The organism is Variovorax ginsengisoli (assembly GCF_030486595.1).
GTDB classification, from domain to species: domain Bacteria; phylum Pseudomonadota; class Gammaproteobacteria; order Burkholderiales; family Burkholderiaceae_C; genus Variovorax; species Variovorax ginsengisoli_B.
Genome location: NZ_JAUJZH010000016.1, coordinates 26,255 through 43,443, shown reverse-complemented (window position 1 = coordinate 43,443; position 17,189 = coordinate 26,255). Strand labels below are relative to the sequence as shown.

The window sequence follows — 17,189 nt, the reverse complement described above, 5'->3', positions numbered from 1 at the left end:
GCCCGGCACTCAGTCGGCCTTGATGTTCCCCTCCTTGATTGCCCTCGCCCAGCGTGCGCTTTCGGACGCGACGCGGCGCGAGACTTCGTCCGGCGGCTCGTAGCGCGCATCGAACCCGGAGGCTTCGGCGGAAGTGCGGGTTGCCGGGCTCTCCATGGCCAGGCGCACTTGCGCGGACAACTTGTCGACGACCGTTCGAGGCGTGCCAGCGGGCGCGAACAGCGCCACCCAGGTTTCGAGTTCATAGCCCTTCAGGCCTGCCTCCGCGGTGGTCGGCACGTCGGGCAGTTCGGGGTATCGCTGCTTCGACGTTACCGCCAACGCGCGCAACCTGCCCGACTTGATGTGGCCGATGACAGAGGGCGGAGTCGTGATGAAGATCTGTACCTGGTTGGCCAGGACATCCTGCAGCGCGGGCCCGGAGCCCCGGTAGGGAACATGCAGGATCTGCGTACCCGTGTGCTGCTTGAAGATTTCCGTGCCGATATGCGAAACCGACCCGTTGCCCTGGGATGCGTAGCTCAGTTCGCCCGGATGCGCCTTGAGGTAGGCGATCAGCTCGCCCAGCGTGTGAACAGGCACCGACGGATTGACCGTGATGACATTGGTTGCCACGGCGATCAGTGCGACGGGCTCCAGGTCCTTCTGCGCCCATGGCAGCTTCGGCGTCAACAAGGGGTTGCCGACGTGGTAGCCGGAATAGGAAACCAGCAGCGTATAGCCCTCGGGCGCCGAGCGGGCGACCTGCGCATAGGCCACGTTGCCGCTGCCGCCCCCCCTGTTCTCCACGACGAAAGGCTGGCCCAGCGCGCGTGACAACTGCAGGCCGATCAAGCGGGCGGACGCGTCGATGATGCCTCCGGGCGGCGCCGGCACGACGATGGTGACGGCCTTGGCCGGATAGCCGGTCGGCGCCGCGGCGACCTGCATCGCCAGCGCCCCAAGCACTGCCACCAGGCCGGCTCGCAAGGCACGGGGGCGCTTCGTGCGCGCGGATTCGCGGTAGTGCCTCCATTCGAAATACATGCTGTCTCCTTGTGGTTGGAGAGGGCATGTTGACCAGGGCCGAATGAGGCGGCAATCGACTTTTGTGCCGGGGTGCGTTGACGTGCGGTAAACCGCAACTCGCGTTCAGCGCGCGGCCTCGGGACTGTCCGAGTCCAGCACGTACCCCACGTAGCCCCTTGCATTCGCTTGCAGCGCCTGGTCGTCCACTGCGTCAACTCCGGCAAGGAAGAAGCCCGGCAGGTATTGCATGCCCAATCGAAAGGCCGTTACCTCGAACGGGCTGGTCAGCTCTTCCATGGTTCTGCCGTAGCGCCCGTCCTTGCAGTAGTCGGCACCGCGCGACCACGCGGAAACAGCGATGCCCAGCTGCTTTCCTTCGAGCGCGTTCGCCCCGCCGCCGTATGCCCATCCATGCTCAAGAACCAGGTCGAGCCACTTCTTCAGCAGCGGCGGGCTGCTATACCACTGGAACGGAAACTGCAGGATCACGCGCCGATGCCGTGCGAGCAACTGTTGTTCGGCCCGGATGTCGATCTCCTCGTCCGGATATGCGGCGTAGAGATCGTGGACAGTGGCATCGGTCGAACGCAAGGCCTGCATCCAGGCCCGATTGACACGGGAACACTCCAGGCTCGGATGCGCGACCACCACAAGGGATGAATGTGACATGGCCTGCCTCACTTCCTGCTTCCGTTATGGGCGATGTGCAAGGTAGACAGCAAGACGCTGCAAAGAAGGACCCCCGCGAAGATCGTGGCGCCGACGCGCAGGCCGACGAGGTCGATCGCGAAGCCGCTCAACATCGGCAGCACCCCCGCGCTGACGTAGGCGCCCATGTTGAGCAGCGAGATGGCCTCGGCGCGGTGCGCCTCCTGCACGTGGGTGCTGATGAGCGTCAGGCCGCCGAGTTGCCCCAGCCCCTGGCCAACGCCAGCGAGGATTGCAGCAGCAACAAGCAACGCCGGACTACCGAAGTAGATGGCGCCCAGCAGGCTGACCATCGAGCCGGCGGTGGCCGTGCAGCTGAGGAAGAACATGGCGCGCACCGAAACGCCGCGCACCGCGAACTGCACGCCCGTGGCGGCAAGGAACATCACGCACGCCGTCAGGCCGGACACCAGCGGGCTCGATACGCCGAGCAGGCGGGACAGTAGCGTGGGGCCAAGTGCCAGCACGAAGGATGTTGCCGTCAGGCCGGGGGCGAAGACCGCGACGCCTTGAAGCAGATGCTCGCGGTTCGAGGCCGGAATGGAGGGTATGTGCAGCCCGAGGCGGCTCGCGCCGGTGGCGGGGCGCGACCTGGGGTGCTGCTTTAGGGGCAACGCCATCACCACGATGCCGGCCAGCAGGATGAGGGCCGCCTCGATGGCGAAGGTGATCGGCATGGGAGAGTGCGTCCATTGCGCGACGACACCCGCGCCCAGCGGGCCGAGTCCGGCGCCAAGGACCATGGCGACCGACGCCGCCAGCGACGACTTGCGCTTCAGTGCGGCGCCTCCAACGTCGACCACCGCGGCCATGCCGGCCGAGACGATCACGCCGACGGCAACACCGGTCAGGAAGCGGCCGATCATCAGCGCGCCCACGGACTGCGCGGTTGCGAAAAGCGCACATGCAACGAGCGCGCTGGCCAGGCCGGGCAGCAGCACCGGCCTGCGGCCGAGGCGGTCCGACAACTGGCCCGCAATGGGAAGCGTAACCAGTAACCCGACGATGTACGCGGCGAAAATGACGGTGAGCGTGCCCGAGGAAAATCCGAGCTTGTGCTGCCACAGCATGTAGAGCGGCGTCGCGGAATTGGAGAGAACAAACACCGCGGTGACGACGCTGGCCGCCAACACGACAGAACGCCCCTTTGCCGAAACGTCCCCATTGGGGAGCGGTGATTGAAGAGCCGAGGTGTTCATTGCGACAGCCTTGTGGAGGAGTGGATCCCGAAGGCCATACTGTGGGCGCCGCGCCTCGAATTGATAAGCCGTCGATCGCCCAATGAGGCTTGTAGCGCCGCTACATAATCCGGAAAACTTGCGCGATGTCGCGCCCCTCTTTAGCGAGCAACCTGAAAAAATGCGCCAGGAAAACCTCGAAGGTCTCGTAGCTTTCGTCCAGGTGGCCGAGTCCCGGAGCTTCTCCGCGGCGGCAGCCCGCATGGGCTTGACGCCTTCGGCCGTGAGCCAGTCGATCCGTCTGCTAGAGGCACGGGTCGGCATTGCATTGTTCACGCGCACCACCCGCAGCGTGCGCCTGACCGAGGCCGGCGAACGATACCTCGAGCGCGTGCGGCCCGCCGTAATCGAACTCGACGAGGCTGCGGGTGCATTGGGACAAACCGATGCCCGCCCGACGGGAACCTTGCGCCTGAACCTGCCCCGCATCGCCCACACAGTCGTGCTGCAATCGGTCCTGCGAAGGTTTCTGGATAGGTATCCCGAGCTGAGCATTGAAATTTCGATCGACAGCACGCTGATCGACCTCGTCGAAGGTGGCTTCGACGCCGGCATTCGCTACAACAACATCGTCGACGCCGACATGGTTGGCGTGCAGGTCGGCCCGTCGATGTCAAGCTATGTGGTCGCCACCGCTGAGCACTGGGCCAAGTACGGCGCACCGTCGACGCCACGCGACCTGCTCGCCCATCGCTGCATCGGCTTTCGCTACAAGAGCAGCGGTGTGCTAGAGCGATGGACCTTCTTCAAGGATGGGAGGACGCTCAGTCTCTCCCCGACGAAGCATGTGGTCGTCATCAACGACATTGCCGCCATTGTTCAGGCGACGCTGGATGGCATCGGCGCCGCCTATCTAACCAGCGCCTACGTGGAGCGGTTCATCGAAAGCGGGCGTCTGGTGCGCGTGCTCCATGAATGGACGCACTCGCTGCCAAGCTTGACTCTGTACTACCCAGGCCGCCGCGGTGTCACACCGAAGCTGCGCGCGCTGATTGAGTTCCTGAAAGAGCAAAACCGGAACTCGGACGGATTGCAAGCCGTTCTTCGCTGAGAAGCCATGGCAGACGCTGGCCTCGGCATCGATGCGCTCAAACGACGGCTGTTGTGTGTGCACAGCGCAGCGAAGCCGACTTTCGAACAAATTGTGTGACGCTACAGAACGACTGCTTCTGGCCCGGTTACGGAAGTCTGGCCGTGCGCCTCGCGTCACTTTTGCGACGCGCTGCGTAACTGTCGCTTTGAAGGCGACCGCTGGCCTACCGCTGCGATCGCCTGAGCGAGCGCGGCACGCGTCTGTATGTGCACAGCGGCTTCATTTGAGAGTTGCAACTGCACAGCCGCCAACTTCTCGCCCAGATTTTCCGCCTGCCCCCGCGCCAGTGAGAGCGCAACCGCTTGCGCCTTCAATTCGTCTCTGAGGTCTCGGTCGGCCTGCTTCGCTTCCTCAAGCGCGGCCCAGCTTGTCTTCCTTTCGACCGCTGCCGCCTCTTCGCCCTGCAGTCGGCGCTTTCTTTCCTTGGCAAGTTCACTTTCCAGTTGCTTCGCACTCTGGCGAGCCTGATCGATCTCGGCCAGGAATCGACGCTCATGGGCGACCTCTCGCGCTGCAAGGCTCTGTCGCTCTTGCCGCCACACCTCCTCGCGAGCCTGGATCGCCTTCTCGCGCTCGGTCCGCAGCGCGGCATTCCCGAGCCGCTCTGATTCGAGCGACTCCCGCAGTTTGTCGACATCGGCGTCATACCGGCTGCGCAGGGTCGCAAGCTCGCCCTGAGCCGAAGCCAGTTCACTCCGCAATGCCTCTGATGCCGCGCGCGTCTCAGTCAGCGCCTTCTCGATGGCAGCGTTCGTTGCCACCCATTGCTCTTCCCTCCTCGCCATTTCCGCTTGATCTGCGGAAAGCTGCGTCCTGCCCTGCTCCAGCGCGGTGCTCTCTGTCAGCAACGCCTCGTTCGCCAGGGTGCGCGCCTCATGCTTGGCGTGGTTCCACGCGTTGCGCAGGTCGGGCGGCAGGTCGTCCTCGGTCGGCACGGTGACGCCCGCGACACGGGCGGAGAGCCGCTCGAACCAGACGTCCAGCATAGGGCTGATGGTGTTGGGCGAGCCGCCGCCCAGGTGCTGGCGCACGCGCTCGATGGTCGGTTTGAGGCCTCGGCCGAGCAGCGCATCGGCCGCCTCGACCACTTCCTCCAACTGCACGCCGCGCGGCCCTCGCCGCCGGACCGGGACTGATGGGTTGGACGCCGAGACGCCCGTGGTGCCAGGATTCATCGACAGCCTCCGATTGGGGTCGATAAGCGCGGATTATGGTGCCCTATCGCGTGAATTGCATGCCACACAATATGTATTGCACGTAGATCTTACGAGTTTGCAGTCTTGCATGCACCTGAGGCGATGGGTCGTTCAAGCTGAAGCGCTGGAATACCGCAATCTCGTCGCAGCCGACGTCCTCGCGCGCGGCCACGGAAAATCGGGGCCTGCCTGCCGCCTGGACCGCTCCAAGCTCGCACCCCCTCCCCCAGTCGCGTCTCGGGCTCCCAAGCCGGCTCACGTGGGGATGTCCCAGATAGTCGCCTGCCTGCCTGACCCCCGGCCCTGTCAGAAGCTGACGCCGGGGGTTCATGGGGCCGGCTTGTGCGTTGGCCGAGCACCGTACAGACAGCATCGGATTTCGGCTTCGCAGCGGCTGCGGTCCTACCCGTTCGGACGGCGAACTTACGCTGTCGGCCCGTTTCCAGTCATCCAAGTGCCGAGGACACCTCGGTATGGACGGCCGGTCCTCAAGGCATCGCAGTCATAGCCCCACTGCCTGCCCTCTAGCGACCTTGTCTTCGAAGAGTCGAACGCCCGCTCTGCCGCGATCGAAATGGGAGTTCGGGCCCTAAGCCGTCGATTTTCCCGTCGCCGTGGGCGGCCGGAATGGGTTGAACAGCTGCCCTAGACATGGACGGTAGGGGGCTGGGGTTGCGAGCCTTGGCCTCTAGTGTAGTGCGCCAATCTGATATGTACTTATCTTGTGCTCCGTGCCAGCGCAGCCTTGGCTCGCGTGACCTTGGCCAGGATGTCGGTCGCGCTCTTGGTCCAGATGAACGGGTTCGGGTTGGCGTTGTGGTGGGCCACGTACAGATCGATCGCCAGTTCCAGTTCGGGCACGCTGGTGAAGCTGTCGCGCCGGATGCGGTTCTCGGAGATGTCGCGGAAGAAGCGTTCGACCATGTTCAGCCACGACGCGCTGGTCGGCGTGAAGTGCATGACGAAGCGCGGGTGCTTGGTGAGCCAGGCCTGCACGTCGGGATGCGTGTGCGTGCCGTAGTTGTCCACGATCAGGTGCAGCTGCAGGTGCTTGGGCGTTTTGCGCTGGATCAGGCGCAGGAACTGCAGCCACTCTGCGTGCCGGTGTTGCTGTTGGCACATCGAGATCACCGTGCCGTCCAGAGTGTTCAATGCCGCGAACAGGGTGGTCGTGCCGTGGCGCTTGTAGTCGTGCGTGCGGTACCGGCGCGGCCTTTCCTCATCGGCAGGCCCGGCTGGGTGCGGTTGAGCGCCTGGATCTGACTCTTTTCGTCGCAGCTGAGCACCAAGGCGCGCTCGGGCGGGTTCAGGTACAGCCCCACGACGTCCAGCAGCTTGTCCTCGAAGCGCGGGTCGCGCGAGAGCTTGAAGCTGCTCTGGCGATGCGGCCTCAGGCCGTTGCGCTGCCACACGCGGCGAATCGTCGTCGGCCCCACCCCGAGTTGCGCGGCCAGCGTGCGCGTGCTCCAGTGCGTGGCAGCAATGGGCCTGTCTTGCAGCGTCTTGTCGACGATGCTCGATTCAAACTCGGCGGTGGTCACGCTGGGGGTGCGCCCGGGGCGCGGCGCATCGTGCATCAGGGCCTCAACCCCGCCTTCCAGGAAGCGTTGGCGCCACAAGGCCACCTGGCGCCGATCCAGATCGACCTCGGAGGCGATGTCCTTGTTCTGCCAGCCCTGAGCGGCCAACAACACGATCTTGGCGCGTTGCTGCACACGAGCCTCGACGCGGCCGCGCCGCGCCAGTGTCGTCAACTCTCGTTGAGCAGCAGCATCCAGTTCGATCCTTGGGGCAATGCGCATGACGACCTCCGTCGAGGTCGGAGTGTGCCGTATCGATTAAGTTCCGCTATTTCGAGCGCACTGCACTAGGACATTCCAAAGTCAAAATCAACTTCCGTCAGATCGTGCCCCTCCGAGCGGGCTCGAGCAGCTTCGCTCAAATCACCCCGGATTCTGCATGTGCGGCCACCTGTTCTGCCGACAGGCCGAGTATGTCTCCGAACACCTGGAGATTGTCCGCGCCCAGAGCACGGCCCGCGTGGCGAAATGTCGGCGGGGTTTCCGATAGCCTGGGCAAGGGGCCAGGCAGCACGAGAGCGCCGACCCTTTCATCATGGATGTGCAGAAGATTCCCGCGAGCCTTGTACTGCGGATCTTCAAAGATCTCTCGGACCGAGTAAATCTGCGCGCACGGCACTCCGCCTTCGCGCGTCTTCTCGATCACTTCCGCCAAGCTGTGGTCGGCCATCCAGCCCGATACCAAGGCATTGACCTTCACACGATGCTCGACTCGGATCGCGCTTGTTGGGTACAAGGCCACCAGTCCAGCCTGTCCCATTACCACCGCAAGGCGCTCGAACATTTTGTCGTTAGTGCAAGCCAAGGCCACCCATTCACCACTTGCAGTCTGATAGTGACTGTGAGGCACGACGTTAACGGTATCCGCACCCATTCTCTCGCGGACTGTTCCGTACTTGGCGTAGGCAGGGGCAATCTCGTCAAGTAGCCTAAAAACCGATTCATAGAGACCGAGGTCGATGAACTGACCGCGGCCGGTCCTTTCTCTGTCCCGGAGCACAGTCAGAACGCCGATCGCTCCCCACATGCCTGAGACGTAGTCGGCCATCGAGGTCGATCCAGGGACCACCGGCGGTCCGTCCGCCTCCCCTGCCAGCCACGAAAGACCTGCGAAGGCATGCGCGATCCGGGCGAATCCTGGTTCTCCGCGCTTGGGACCAGTTTGTCCGTAGGCACTGATGCGCAGCATCACCAGGCGAGGATTGATCTCAATCAGTGATTCGAAACCGATGCCCCACTTCTCTAAAGTGCCAGGGCGAAAATTCTCAAGCACGACGTCCGACTCCGCGACCAGCTTCTTGAAAAGATCGACGCCCTCGGACTTGCGAAGATCCAGCGTGATCGTCTTCTTGTTTCTGGCCTCGCTGAGCCAAACGAGGCTGTCGCCGCACTCCGTGATCGTCCCAAACTGGCGCAGGGCATCGCCTGTTTTGGGCTGCTCGATCTTGATCACTTCCGCGCCAAAGTCAGCAAGGATGGTGCCGCAAAACGGCGCGGCGACGAACGTCGCGATGTCCAAGACCCGCAGGCCCGCCAGCGCGCCGGTAGCTGTGCCGGCGCTGGCTTGTTTGCTCGATGTCGATTGCAATTGGGTCTCCTTTTGAATCCGGCTTTGCCATCCAGAAAAGAGAGGGCTGCACCGCGATGAAGTCGACTGTAGAAGCGGTCCGCGAAACGGACAAACGCGTTTATGTTGATGATTGTGCTGAGCGACTGCACAATCACACAACGCGCGACGCGTTGTCATCCACATCCTCTCATCGGATTCTCTGACCACGGCCCAGCCATGAACTCACTTGCGTCTCCACTGCCAAACGTCAATCTCAAGCTGCTTCAGACGTTTTTGCAGGTAAGCGAGCACAGCAGCTTCCGTGTCGCCGCGGAAAAGACGTTCCGCTCTCCTTCGGCCGTCAGCGCACAGGTGCGTCAACTCGAAGAGCAACTGGGAGTGTCGCTGTTCCACCGCACGACGCGCAGCGTTCGCCTCACGGAGGAGGGACACCAGCTGCTTGAATGCGCCCAGCGTGCCTTGCAGGAGGTGGGCTCAGGTCTTCGCAAGATTCAGGAGTCCGCGGACGTTAAGCGAGGCCGCGTGGCGCTTTCCTGCTCGCCGACTATCGCCGAGACCCGCCTCGCACGCGTTCTTGCCGCGTTCGAGCAGGACTACCCGGGCATCGAAGTTTCGGTGCGGGAACTGACTTCGACCGCCCTTTTCGAGAGCGTGCGTCGCCGGGAGGTCGACTTCGGAATTGGGCCCAAGATCGAAACTTCGGATTTTTCGTTCGAGACCGTGCTTGACGATCCGTTCTATGCACTCGTTCCAAAGCGCTTCATCTCGACAAGCAAGTCGACGATCGCACTCTCCACGCTGGCCGGCATGCCCATGCTGGTTCTGAACACAGCTACCGCCCTCCGCGGCATGCTCGAGGCCACGCTCAAGGAGCGGAACCTGACGATCTCGAATCGTTACGAGTTCACGCAGGCCCAGACATTGATCTCGATGGCCACGGCTGGGCTTGGCGCGGCGATCTTGCCCAAGGTGGCGCTGCCTGCAAAGTTGGGACCTTCGGTTTATTCGCTGCGAATCGTCAAACCTCCACTGCTCCGGCAGGTCGCGGTGATCACCCTGCGCGGGCAGGCGCTTTCGCCCGCTTCGCTGCGGCTAGTGCAGCTGCTTCGGCAACTCATCGCGGACCCAGCGGAGAAGCGCGTATCCGAAAAACCCAAGCGCTCCCGCACACGCACCTGACGCTCACGCCACAGCTTCCAAAGGTGACGATTTGGATTGTGCGGATGATCTGCACAATCGACGCGATAACTTCGATTGTCAGAGCGTCGAGGCAAACCTAAAGTCCCCCTCCATACGGCCTCGGCCGGACATGAGCCCTTGATCAAAAGGCGGCCAGCACGTCGCCTGCAGTCAATTGCGCTCAACGGAGACAACTTTGAACTTCAACCTCTTGCGTGGACTCCGCGTCGTCGAGAGTTCGGCCTTTATCGCCGCGCCGCTCGCCGGCATGACGCTCGCCCAGTACGGCGCGGACGTCATTCGTGTTGACATGATCGGCGGCGGTATCGACTACGCGCGGTTGCCGATGATGCCGAAAGGACGAAGTCTCTACTGGACCGGGCTCAACAAGGGTAAACGCTCGATCGCGATCGACATCCGGCGTGCCGAGGGCCGGGAGCTGATGCAGTCGCTGGCGGTGGCGCCCGGCGACGACGGGGGCGTACTACTGACGAACATCGGCGTGCCATGGCTATCCCACGCCGTCCTTTCTCACCATCGAGCGGACATGATCACCTGCACGATCGAAGGCAACCCCGATGGCTCCACCGCGGTCGACTACACCGTCAATTGCGCAACGGGCTTCCCGGCGATGACCGGAGGCGCCTCGAAGGATGCGCCCGTGAACCACGTGCTGCCCGCCTGGGACATCGCCTGCGCCTACCAGGCCGCGTTCGGCGTGTCTGCGGCGGTGGCAAATCGGCAGGCCATAGGTCAGGGCGCCGAGCTGAGGCTTGCGCTTTCTGATGTCGCTTTTTCCATGCTTTCCCACTTGGGCATGTTGGCGGAAGCCGAACTGCTGCAGCAGGAACGACCGTCACTCGGCAACTACCTCTACGGCGCCTTCGGCAAAGACTTCGGTACGGCAGATGGAAGTCGAGTCTTCGTGGCCGCGATCTCGCTTGGTCAATGGAGTAGCTTGGTCAGGGCGTGCGACCTGGCAGGCACTTGTGCCCACATCGAGTCGGATCGAGGTCTCGACCTTAAAAAGGAAGGAGACCGCTACTCAGCACGCGAGATGATCGCCGAGCATGTCGGCTCGTGGTGTGCCTCCCGCGGTATCGAACAGGTGCGCAACATCTTCCAAGCCCACAAGGTGTGCTGGGGCGTCTACCAAACGGTGCAAGACGCATTCGTTGGCGACCCACGTCTAAGCGAGGCAAATCCGGTCTTCGAACGCGTGAGCACGATTGGCGTGGGAACCCACCTCGCAGCCGGTGGCACCTTGCGTGTTTCGGGCTTGCAGCGCCACGCGACGGTGGCGGCACCCTTGCTCGGTCAGCACACCGACCAGATTCTTCTCGAGGTGCTGGGCCTTAACGAAGGTGCCGTTGGGCGGCTCCACGACGCCGGGATCGTGGCGGGTCCGGATAGCGACCCGTTGATGCAACGCGCTTGACCCGCCCTGAACCGAAGGAGCCTTCATGGATACCGGCATGCTGAAGAATTGGGTTGGAAAGCACGAAGTGTTGGCCGACGTCGCCTCGTCGACCACCCTCGACGGGTTGGCCGCAACGCTCGATCGCTCAACGATGTTGCACATGGCTGGTGACGACGTGCCGCCTCTGTGGCATTGGATCTATTTCCGGCCGACTCCCCGGCAATCTGAACTCGGCACAGACGGCCACCCGCTGAGAGGCGGCTTCCTGCCTCCTATCGAGCTACCCCGACGGATGTGGGCTGGAAGCCAGCTTGAATTCTTCCGAGCTCTCAAGGTCGGAAGTGCAATTCAACGCAAATCGAGCATCGTCGGCGTTGACGCAAAGTCGGGCCGCAGCGGCAAGCTCGTCTTCGTACAGTTGCAGCACGAGATCAGCGACGAATCAGGGCTCGCATTGGTTGAACGGCAGGATCTGGTTTACCGGGAAGCTCCCGCGCCGGGGGCCACTGACAGCACTCCAGTGTGCGCGCCGGTGGATGCGGATTGGCGCCGCAGCGTCCAGCCCACGCCCGCGTTGCTTTTCAGATATTCGGCGCTCACGTTCAACACTCACCGCATCCACTACGACCGGCCGTATGCACGTGAAGAAGAAGGCTACGACGGTCTGGTAGTGCACGGACCATTGATTGCGACGCTGTTGCTGGACCTGCTGCACAGCGAACTACCAGGGTCCACAGTGAGGCGCTTCGCATTTCGTGCAGTGCGCCCGCTGACCGACATCCGACCGTTCAGCGTTGCGGGTGCCAGGCAACCCGATGGATCGGTGCAACTTTGGGCGAGTGACGCTCAAGGCTTGATTGCGACGACGGCAACAGTGGAACTGGCCTGAAACAGCGGGCGTTGCCCATGGAGCACCAATGACCATACACAAGCATCACAGCAACTTCTTCGAAGATTTTCGGATTGGCCAAGTCATACGCCATGCCACACCGCGTACGGTGACCGACGGCGACAGCGCGACCTACATGGCCCTGACCGGATCCCGCTTTGCCAGCCATTCCGCCGACTCTGTCGCTCAAGGGATCGGCTATGCAGGACGCCCGTTGGACGATCTGCTGGTGTTCAACATTGCATTTGGCAAGACGGTTCCTGAAATCTCCTTGAACGCCGTTGCAAACCTCGGGTACGCGGAACTGCGCTTTCTTTCTCCAGTGTTCGCTGGCGACACTCTCAGCTGCGAAAGCGTCGTGATCGGTTTGAAGGAGAACTCCAATAGGCGCACTGGCGTTGTCTATGTCCGCTCCACTTGCCACAACGGGGATGGCATCGTGGTGCTCACCTGGGTGCGATGGGTCATGGTTTACAAGCGCAAGGCCGAAGCGGAGGTCGCTGAAAGCCACGTGCCTGAACTCGCCTCCGCGACGCCGCTCGATGATCTTGTGATACCGGCGCGTGTACATACGAAAGAAGCCTTGGAGGCGTGGTGCGAGGCCACCGGATCCAGACGCCTGTGGGAGGAGTATGCACCAGGCGACCGGATCGATCATCCCCTGGGAATGACGATCGAGGAAGCCGATCACATGTCGGCCACGCGTCTCTACCAGAACAACTCACGGCCGCATTTTGACGAGCTGCAGATGCGCAGTTCACCTGTTGGTAGACGTCTGGTGTATGGCGGCCATGTGATTTCAATCTGCCGCGCGCTCGCCTATGACGGACTTGAGAACGTGCTGTCCATCTTGTCGATTGACGGTGGAACCCACGTCGCTCCGTGCGTCGCGGGCGACACGCTGTATGCCTACTCGGAGGTGCTGGACCGACGGACGGCTACCAGTCGTTCTGACGTCGGAGTGCTGCGGCTACGCCTGGTTGGCTTGAAGAACACGCCGCCGATCGAGGTTCCCGCGCTGAAAGTCGAAGGGAAGACGCGCGGCTCGAACTACCACCCGGCGGTCGTCCTGGACCTGGACTACTCCGTCGCGGTGCCGCGCAACCACTTCAACGGAACTCGCCATGCATAGCCGGTCAGCCATTCCCGTAAACCTTTTACCAGGACGATCAAATCATGAGTGCAACCGTCATTGAGCCCACAAGGCCGCGCCTCCAGCGATCGCAACTTGCGGTCCCCGCGTCCAATCCAGCCTTCTTCGAGAAGGCCGCAAGGTCGAGGGCTGATGTCATTTTCCTAGATCTCGAGGATGCCGTCGCACCAAGCGAGAAGGTGCAAGCTCGAAAGAACGCCATGGAGGCGTTGAACGACATCGACTGGGGTGACAAAACGCTCCAGGTACGCGTCAACGGCCTAGACACGGAGTACATGTACCGCGACGTCATCGATCTCGTGGAGGGTTGCCCGAGGCTGGACATGCTGCTGTTGCCGAAGATCGGCGTCGCCTCGGATGTCTATGCCGTGGACTTGCTCGTCACCCAGGTCGAACTCGCCAAGAAGAGGACCAAGAAGATCGGTTTCGACCTTCTGATCGAAACAGCGCTTGGCATGGCGAACGTCGAGGCGATTGCGGCCAGTTCTAGCAGGATCGAAGCTTTGAGTTTTGGCGTTGGCGATTTTGCAGCAAGCACACGAGCTCGGTCGACGTCCATCGGTGGGACCATTCCGGAGTACGGCGTTCTGTCTGGCTCGCCAAGCGACAAAGCGCGATCTTTCTACCTCGCTGACGTATGGCAATACGCACAGTCGCGCGTCCTGGTCGCATGCCGAGCCTATGGGTTGCGACCGGTCGATGGTCCCTATGGGGACTACTCGGATCCAGCGGGCTTCAACGCTGCTGCACGACGCGCCGCAGCTCTCGGCTATGAAGGGAAGTGGGCCATCCACCCCTCGCAGGTGGATCTCGCGAACAACGTGTTCTCCCCGGATGGACAGGAGATCGCCATGGCGAGCCGAATCATGGATGCGATGACCGTAGCCCAACGAGAGGGGCGGGGCGCGGTGAGTTTGGATGGCAAGCTGATCGACATCGCAAGCATCAAGATGGCTGAAAGCCTGTTGAACAAGGCTGCACAGCTGAGGGCGCATTCATGACCGCTGCGCGCAATCCCGGCGCGAGTCCTAGGGCCCGGCGCTCCGCGCTCTACATGCCCGGCGCAAACACGAGGGCCATGGAAAAGGCGCAGTTCCTTCATGCTGATGTCCTGATCTTGGATCTTGAGGATGCGGTCGCGCCGGAGGCTAAGTTGACGGCCAGAAGGAACGTAACCAAAGCATTGCGGCCAGGGCATTACGGCCACCGCGAAGTTGTCGTGCGGATCAACTCGCTGCAATCACCATGGGGACACGATGACCTCGCGGCCATCGCAACATTGGGCGCAGACGCCGTGTTACTGCCCAAGGTCGAGTCGGCTGAGCAAATCCAAGATCTCGCAGCGCTGATGTACAGGGCCGGAGCCCCTTTGCGAACGAGGATCTGGGCAATGATCGAAACGCCCGTCGCGATGTTCAATCTCCGGGAAATTGCAGCATCCCATTCGCTGCTGGAAACGTTGGTGGTCGGCACCTCCGATCTGGTCAAAGACCTGCACGCTCGCCATACTGCCGGACGCCACGAGGTTCACACAGCATTGTCGCTCTGCATCTTGGCTGCACGAAGCTATCAGCTGAGCATTCTTGATGGCGTTCATCTCTCGTTGAACGATGAATCGGGGTTGCGAAGCGCCTGCGAGCAGGGGCGGGATATGGGCTTCGACGGCAAGACGCTGATCCATCCGTCCCAACTGGCTGTCGCAAACGAGGTTTATGGCCCGTCATCAATCGAGATAGGCGAAGCGCGCCGGCGCATCGAAGCCTATGAGGCGGCGGTTCTGGCAGGTAGTGGTTTGACGGTCCTAGACGGGAAGCTCGTTGAGGAACTGCACGTTCAGGACGCCAAGAGGATCCTCAACCTTGCGCACGCCATCGATGTCCTTGAGGAGCCGCTGGGACAGGCCGTTAAAGCGGACGACGGTTGACCTCGCCCATCGAGCCGCCACCCAGCATCGCAGCAGGCTAGTTGCCCCGCAGCCCTCGCGAACGCTTGCTCAACTTGGGCCAGTTTGCCGACTCTATTTATACAGACCTTCTCTGGAGACCATCATGAGATTCAGTTCCCTTCGCTTCGTAGCCACGTGCATCGCGATGTGCACCGCCGCATCTGCATTCGCCGCCGACTCGTACCCTGCAAAGCCGGTGAAAGTGATCGTGCCCTGGACGGCCGGACAAGCTACAGATGCTGCGGCGCGTGCCGTCGCCGAACGCCTTGGCTCCAGCATGAAGCAGCCGTTCATCATCGACAACCGTGCAGGCGCAGGTGGCGGCATTGGGAGCGATGCCGTGGCGAAATCGCCCCCGGACGGATATACGTTGCTGGCCGGGTCCACGGGCTCTGTAACGGTCAATCCCTTGCTGTCAAAGACAAACTATGACGCCGACAGCTTCGCACCAGCAGGCCTCATCGCCACAGTCCCGTACGTGCTCATCACGGCAGAATCGTTTCCTGCCAAGGACGCAAAGGCCCTCGTCGCGCTATTGCAAGCCAACCCTGGAAAGTACAGCTTTGCATCCTCGGGCAATGGCTCTATCGGTCATCTCATCTCGGAACTCTTCGTCTCCAAGATCGGCGCCAAGGCGTCGCACATTCCGTACAAGGGGAGCAGTGGGGCCATAGTCGACGTGATTGCCGGGAGGGTGGACTTCATGTTCGACTCGGTGACTTCGGTGTTGCCACACGTGAAATCTGGGAAAGTACGTGCATACGCGTTGTCGTCGGCAAAACGAAGCACTTCACTTCCCGACATCGCCCCACTTGCCACCGCAACCGACCTGCGTGATTTCGATCTCTACGCCTGGATAGGCTTGATGGCACCGAAAGGAACTGCCGAACCGGTTCTCAATGCACTCAATAGGGGCATTCAGGATGCAGTGATGTCGAAACTTGTGAAGGATCAGTATCTGACATTGGGCATCGAGACAGTTGAGGCTTCAACGCCTGCTGAGATGTCAAAACTCATCGCGGTGGAACGCGTGCGGCTTGGTAGTCTTATCAAGGCGTCCAATATCAAGGCTGACTAGCACTTCTGCGCAGGTTGGTGAGGGTGAGCGCCGGCGACAGGTAACAGAAGGCACTTACCCTATGACTTCGACGCTAGGCTCGCGCAATATCGGGAAGACCCTCGTTGAGTTTGGTTGGCCCCATGCACGTTAAAGCCTTGTACTCTGCCTTGCGCCTCCTGCTTTTGTCCACCTGGGGCCGCGAAGCTGCTACCTTGCCATTGACTGCAACAGCACGATGTCGAGAAATGCATCGACAAGCTGGTGTCGGGCACCCTTCAGGTGGATCGCGAAGACGTTTGCTGTTGTCTTTACGCCGCTGAGGGGAAGAAATCGGACATCGCTCCGGTTGTTGTCCGCCACCGATTTGCCGACTAGCGCAAACCCCAGTCCGGCAGCCACGAGGCACAACGCCGTGTGGATCTCCTTCGCCTCATACGCCACGCGAGGTTTGATGCCAGCCTGTTCCAGCGCATGAATTGTGTGCCTTGCAAAGCTGCTGTTGGGGTCTTTGGGGTAGCTTATGAAGGACATCTGGTCAAGGTCCCTCGGTTTGAGCGTCTTGCGTCGAGCGAGCGTGTTCTCCGACGGCAACGCCACAAGTAGCTGGTCGGTGAACAAGGGCACGCATTCCAAGTCGTCCTCAGTGCTGAAGGGGCCAATCGTGCGGGCCAGCCCGACGTGGATCAACCCGCTGCGCAATGCTTCGCCCTGATGTTCCGTGAGGATCTCGGTTAGATCAATTCGCACTTTTGGCGCACTCGCACTCAAGCTGCGCACAGCGTTCGGCAGAACCGAGAAGATCGTGGAGCGTGTGAAGCCAATGCTCAGCCATCCGGATCGGCCCAGCGATAGGTCCTTCGCTTCTTCCAGCATGCGTTGCGAGTCCGACAGCAGAAGCCTGGCTTTCGGATAAAGAAATCGCCCGAGTGGCGTCAGCTTCATGGGGCGCGTGGACCGGTCGAAGAGCTTGCCTCCAAGCAGGCCCTCGAGCTGCGCGATCTGCATGCTCACCGCAGTCGGCACCACGTGCAGTCGACTCGCAGCCAAGTTCGCACTGTTGGCATCGACCACCTCGCAGAAATACCGCAGCGACTTCAAGTTCATAAAGATTGATCTTAAGGTCAAAAGAGGTTGGTTGTGTTACTGCTTT

Annotated in this window: 14 protein-coding genes and 1 pseudogene; 8 read left to right on the top strand and 7 right to left on the bottom strand. The window is 61.8% G+C overall.

Translation table 11 applies throughout. The features are described 5' to 3' along the window. Nucleotides 1–9: 9 nt before the first annotated feature. The 3 genes from QZH52_RS21255 to QZH52_RS21245 all read right to left on the bottom strand — a co-directional run bounded on the left by QZH52_RS21255 (nucleotide 10) and on the right by QZH52_RS21245 (nucleotide 2,915). Nucleotides 10–930 carry a Bug family tripartite tricarboxylate transporter substrate binding protein gene (locus QZH52_RS21255; protein ID WP_301812702.1) on the bottom strand — a complete coding sequence of 307 codons (921 nt, stop codon included), beginning with the start codon at nucleotides 928–930 and terminating at the stop codon, nucleotides 10–12. A gap of 201 nt (nucleotides 931–1,131) precedes the next feature. Continuing rightward, nucleotides 1,132–1,677 (bottom strand): NAD(P)H-dependent oxidoreductase, encoded by a 546-nt coding sequence (locus QZH52_RS21250; protein ID WP_301812586.1) that lies wholly within the window; start codon nucleotides 1,675–1,677, stop codon nucleotides 1,132–1,134. An 8-nt stretch (nucleotides 1,678–1,685) separates the two neighbouring features. Continuing rightward, entirely contained in the window at nucleotides 1,686–2,915 is a 1,230-nt protein-coding gene (locus tag QZH52_RS21245; protein ID WP_301812585.1) for an MFS transporter, read from the bottom strand. 82 nt (nucleotides 2,916–2,997) lie between these two features. Between QZH52_RS21245 and QZH52_RS21240 the strand changes: the two genes are divergently transcribed. Then, nucleotides 2,998–4,005, top strand: coding sequence for a LysR family transcriptional regulator (locus QZH52_RS21240; RefSeq protein ID WP_301812584.1), 1,008 nt, complete (start codon nucleotides 2,998–3,000; stop codon nucleotides 4,003–4,005). Between the two features lie 155 nt (nucleotides 4,006–4,160). Here the strand turns inward: QZH52_RS21240 and QZH52_RS21235 are convergent, their stop codons facing one another. The 3 genes and pseudogenes from QZH52_RS21235 to QZH52_RS21225 all read right to left on the bottom strand — a co-directional run bounded on the left by QZH52_RS21235 (nucleotide 4,161) and on the right by QZH52_RS21225 (nucleotide 8,429). After that, nucleotides 4,161–5,222, bottom strand: a complete 1,062-nt coding sequence (locus tag QZH52_RS21235) for a DNA-binding protein (RefSeq protein WP_301812583.1) — start codon at nucleotides 5,220–5,222, stop codon at nucleotides 4,161–4,163. A 738-nt stretch (nucleotides 5,223–5,960) separates the two neighbouring features. Beyond that, nucleotides 5,961–7,045: pseudogene (locus QZH52_RS21230) on the bottom strand (IS630 family transposase). Between the two features lie 136 nt (nucleotides 7,046–7,181). Further along, complete coding sequence (locus tag QZH52_RS21225; protein WP_436411618.1) at nucleotides 7,182–8,429, bottom strand: CaiB/BaiF CoA transferase family protein; 1,248 nt, start codon at nucleotides 8,427–8,429, stop codon at nucleotides 7,182–7,184. 180 nt (nucleotides 8,430–8,609) lie between these two features. On the opposite strand from QZH52_RS21225, the gene QZH52_RS21220 reads away from it, so the two are divergent. The 7 genes from QZH52_RS21220 to QZH52_RS21190 all read left to right on the top strand — a co-directional run bounded on the left by QZH52_RS21220 (nucleotide 8,610) and on the right by QZH52_RS21190 (nucleotide 16,057). Beyond that, entirely contained in the window at nucleotides 8,610–9,572 is a 963-nt protein-coding gene (locus tag QZH52_RS21220) for a LysR family transcriptional regulator (RefSeq protein WP_301812581.1), read from the top strand. A gap of 196 nt (nucleotides 9,573–9,768) precedes the next feature. After that, on the top strand, nucleotides 9,769–11,010 hold the full coding sequence (locus tag QZH52_RS21215; protein ID WP_301812580.1) for a CoA transferase: 1,242 nt from the start codon (nucleotides 9,769–9,771) through the stop codon (nucleotides 11,008–11,010). A gap of 25 nt (nucleotides 11,011–11,035) precedes the next feature. Beyond that, a complete protein-coding gene (locus QZH52_RS21210) occupies nucleotides 11,036–11,881 on the top strand; it encodes an HTD2 family dehydratase (protein ID WP_301812579.1) in 846 nt (281 codons plus the stop codon). Between the two features lie 28 nt (nucleotides 11,882–11,909). After that, nucleotides 11,910–13,013, top strand: a complete 1,104-nt coding sequence (locus QZH52_RS21205) for a MaoC family dehydratase (RefSeq protein WP_301812578.1) — start codon at nucleotides 11,910–11,912, stop codon at nucleotides 13,011–13,013. 44 nt (nucleotides 13,014–13,057) lie between these two features. Then, nucleotides 13,058–14,035, top strand: a complete 978-nt coding sequence (locus QZH52_RS21200) for an HpcH/HpaI aldolase/citrate lyase family protein (RefSeq protein ID WP_301812577.1) — start codon at nucleotides 13,058–13,060, stop codon at nucleotides 14,033–14,035. After that, the gene (locus QZH52_RS21195; RefSeq protein ID WP_301812576.1) at nucleotides 14,032–14,958 is read left to right on the top strand and encodes an HpcH/HpaI aldolase/citrate lyase family protein; all 927 of its coding nucleotides are present in this window, start codon (nucleotides 14,032–14,034) and stop codon (nucleotides 14,956–14,958) included. The genes QZH52_RS21200 and QZH52_RS21195 overlap by 4 nt, the downstream gene beginning before the upstream one ends. 124 nt (nucleotides 14,959–15,082) lie before the next feature. Then, a complete protein-coding gene (locus QZH52_RS21190) occupies nucleotides 15,083–16,057 on the top strand; it encodes a Bug family tripartite tricarboxylate transporter substrate binding protein (protein WP_301812575.1) in 975 nt (324 codons plus the stop codon). A 189-nt stretch (nucleotides 16,058–16,246) separates the two neighbouring features. Here QZH52_RS21190 and QZH52_RS21185 read toward each other — a convergent pair whose 3' ends face one another. After that, the gene (locus tag QZH52_RS21185; RefSeq protein ID WP_301812574.1) at nucleotides 16,247–17,143 is read right to left on the bottom strand and encodes a LysR family transcriptional regulator; all 897 of its coding nucleotides are present in this window, start codon (nucleotides 17,141–17,143) and stop codon (nucleotides 16,247–16,249) included. Nucleotides 17,144–17,189: the final 46 nt, after the last annotated feature.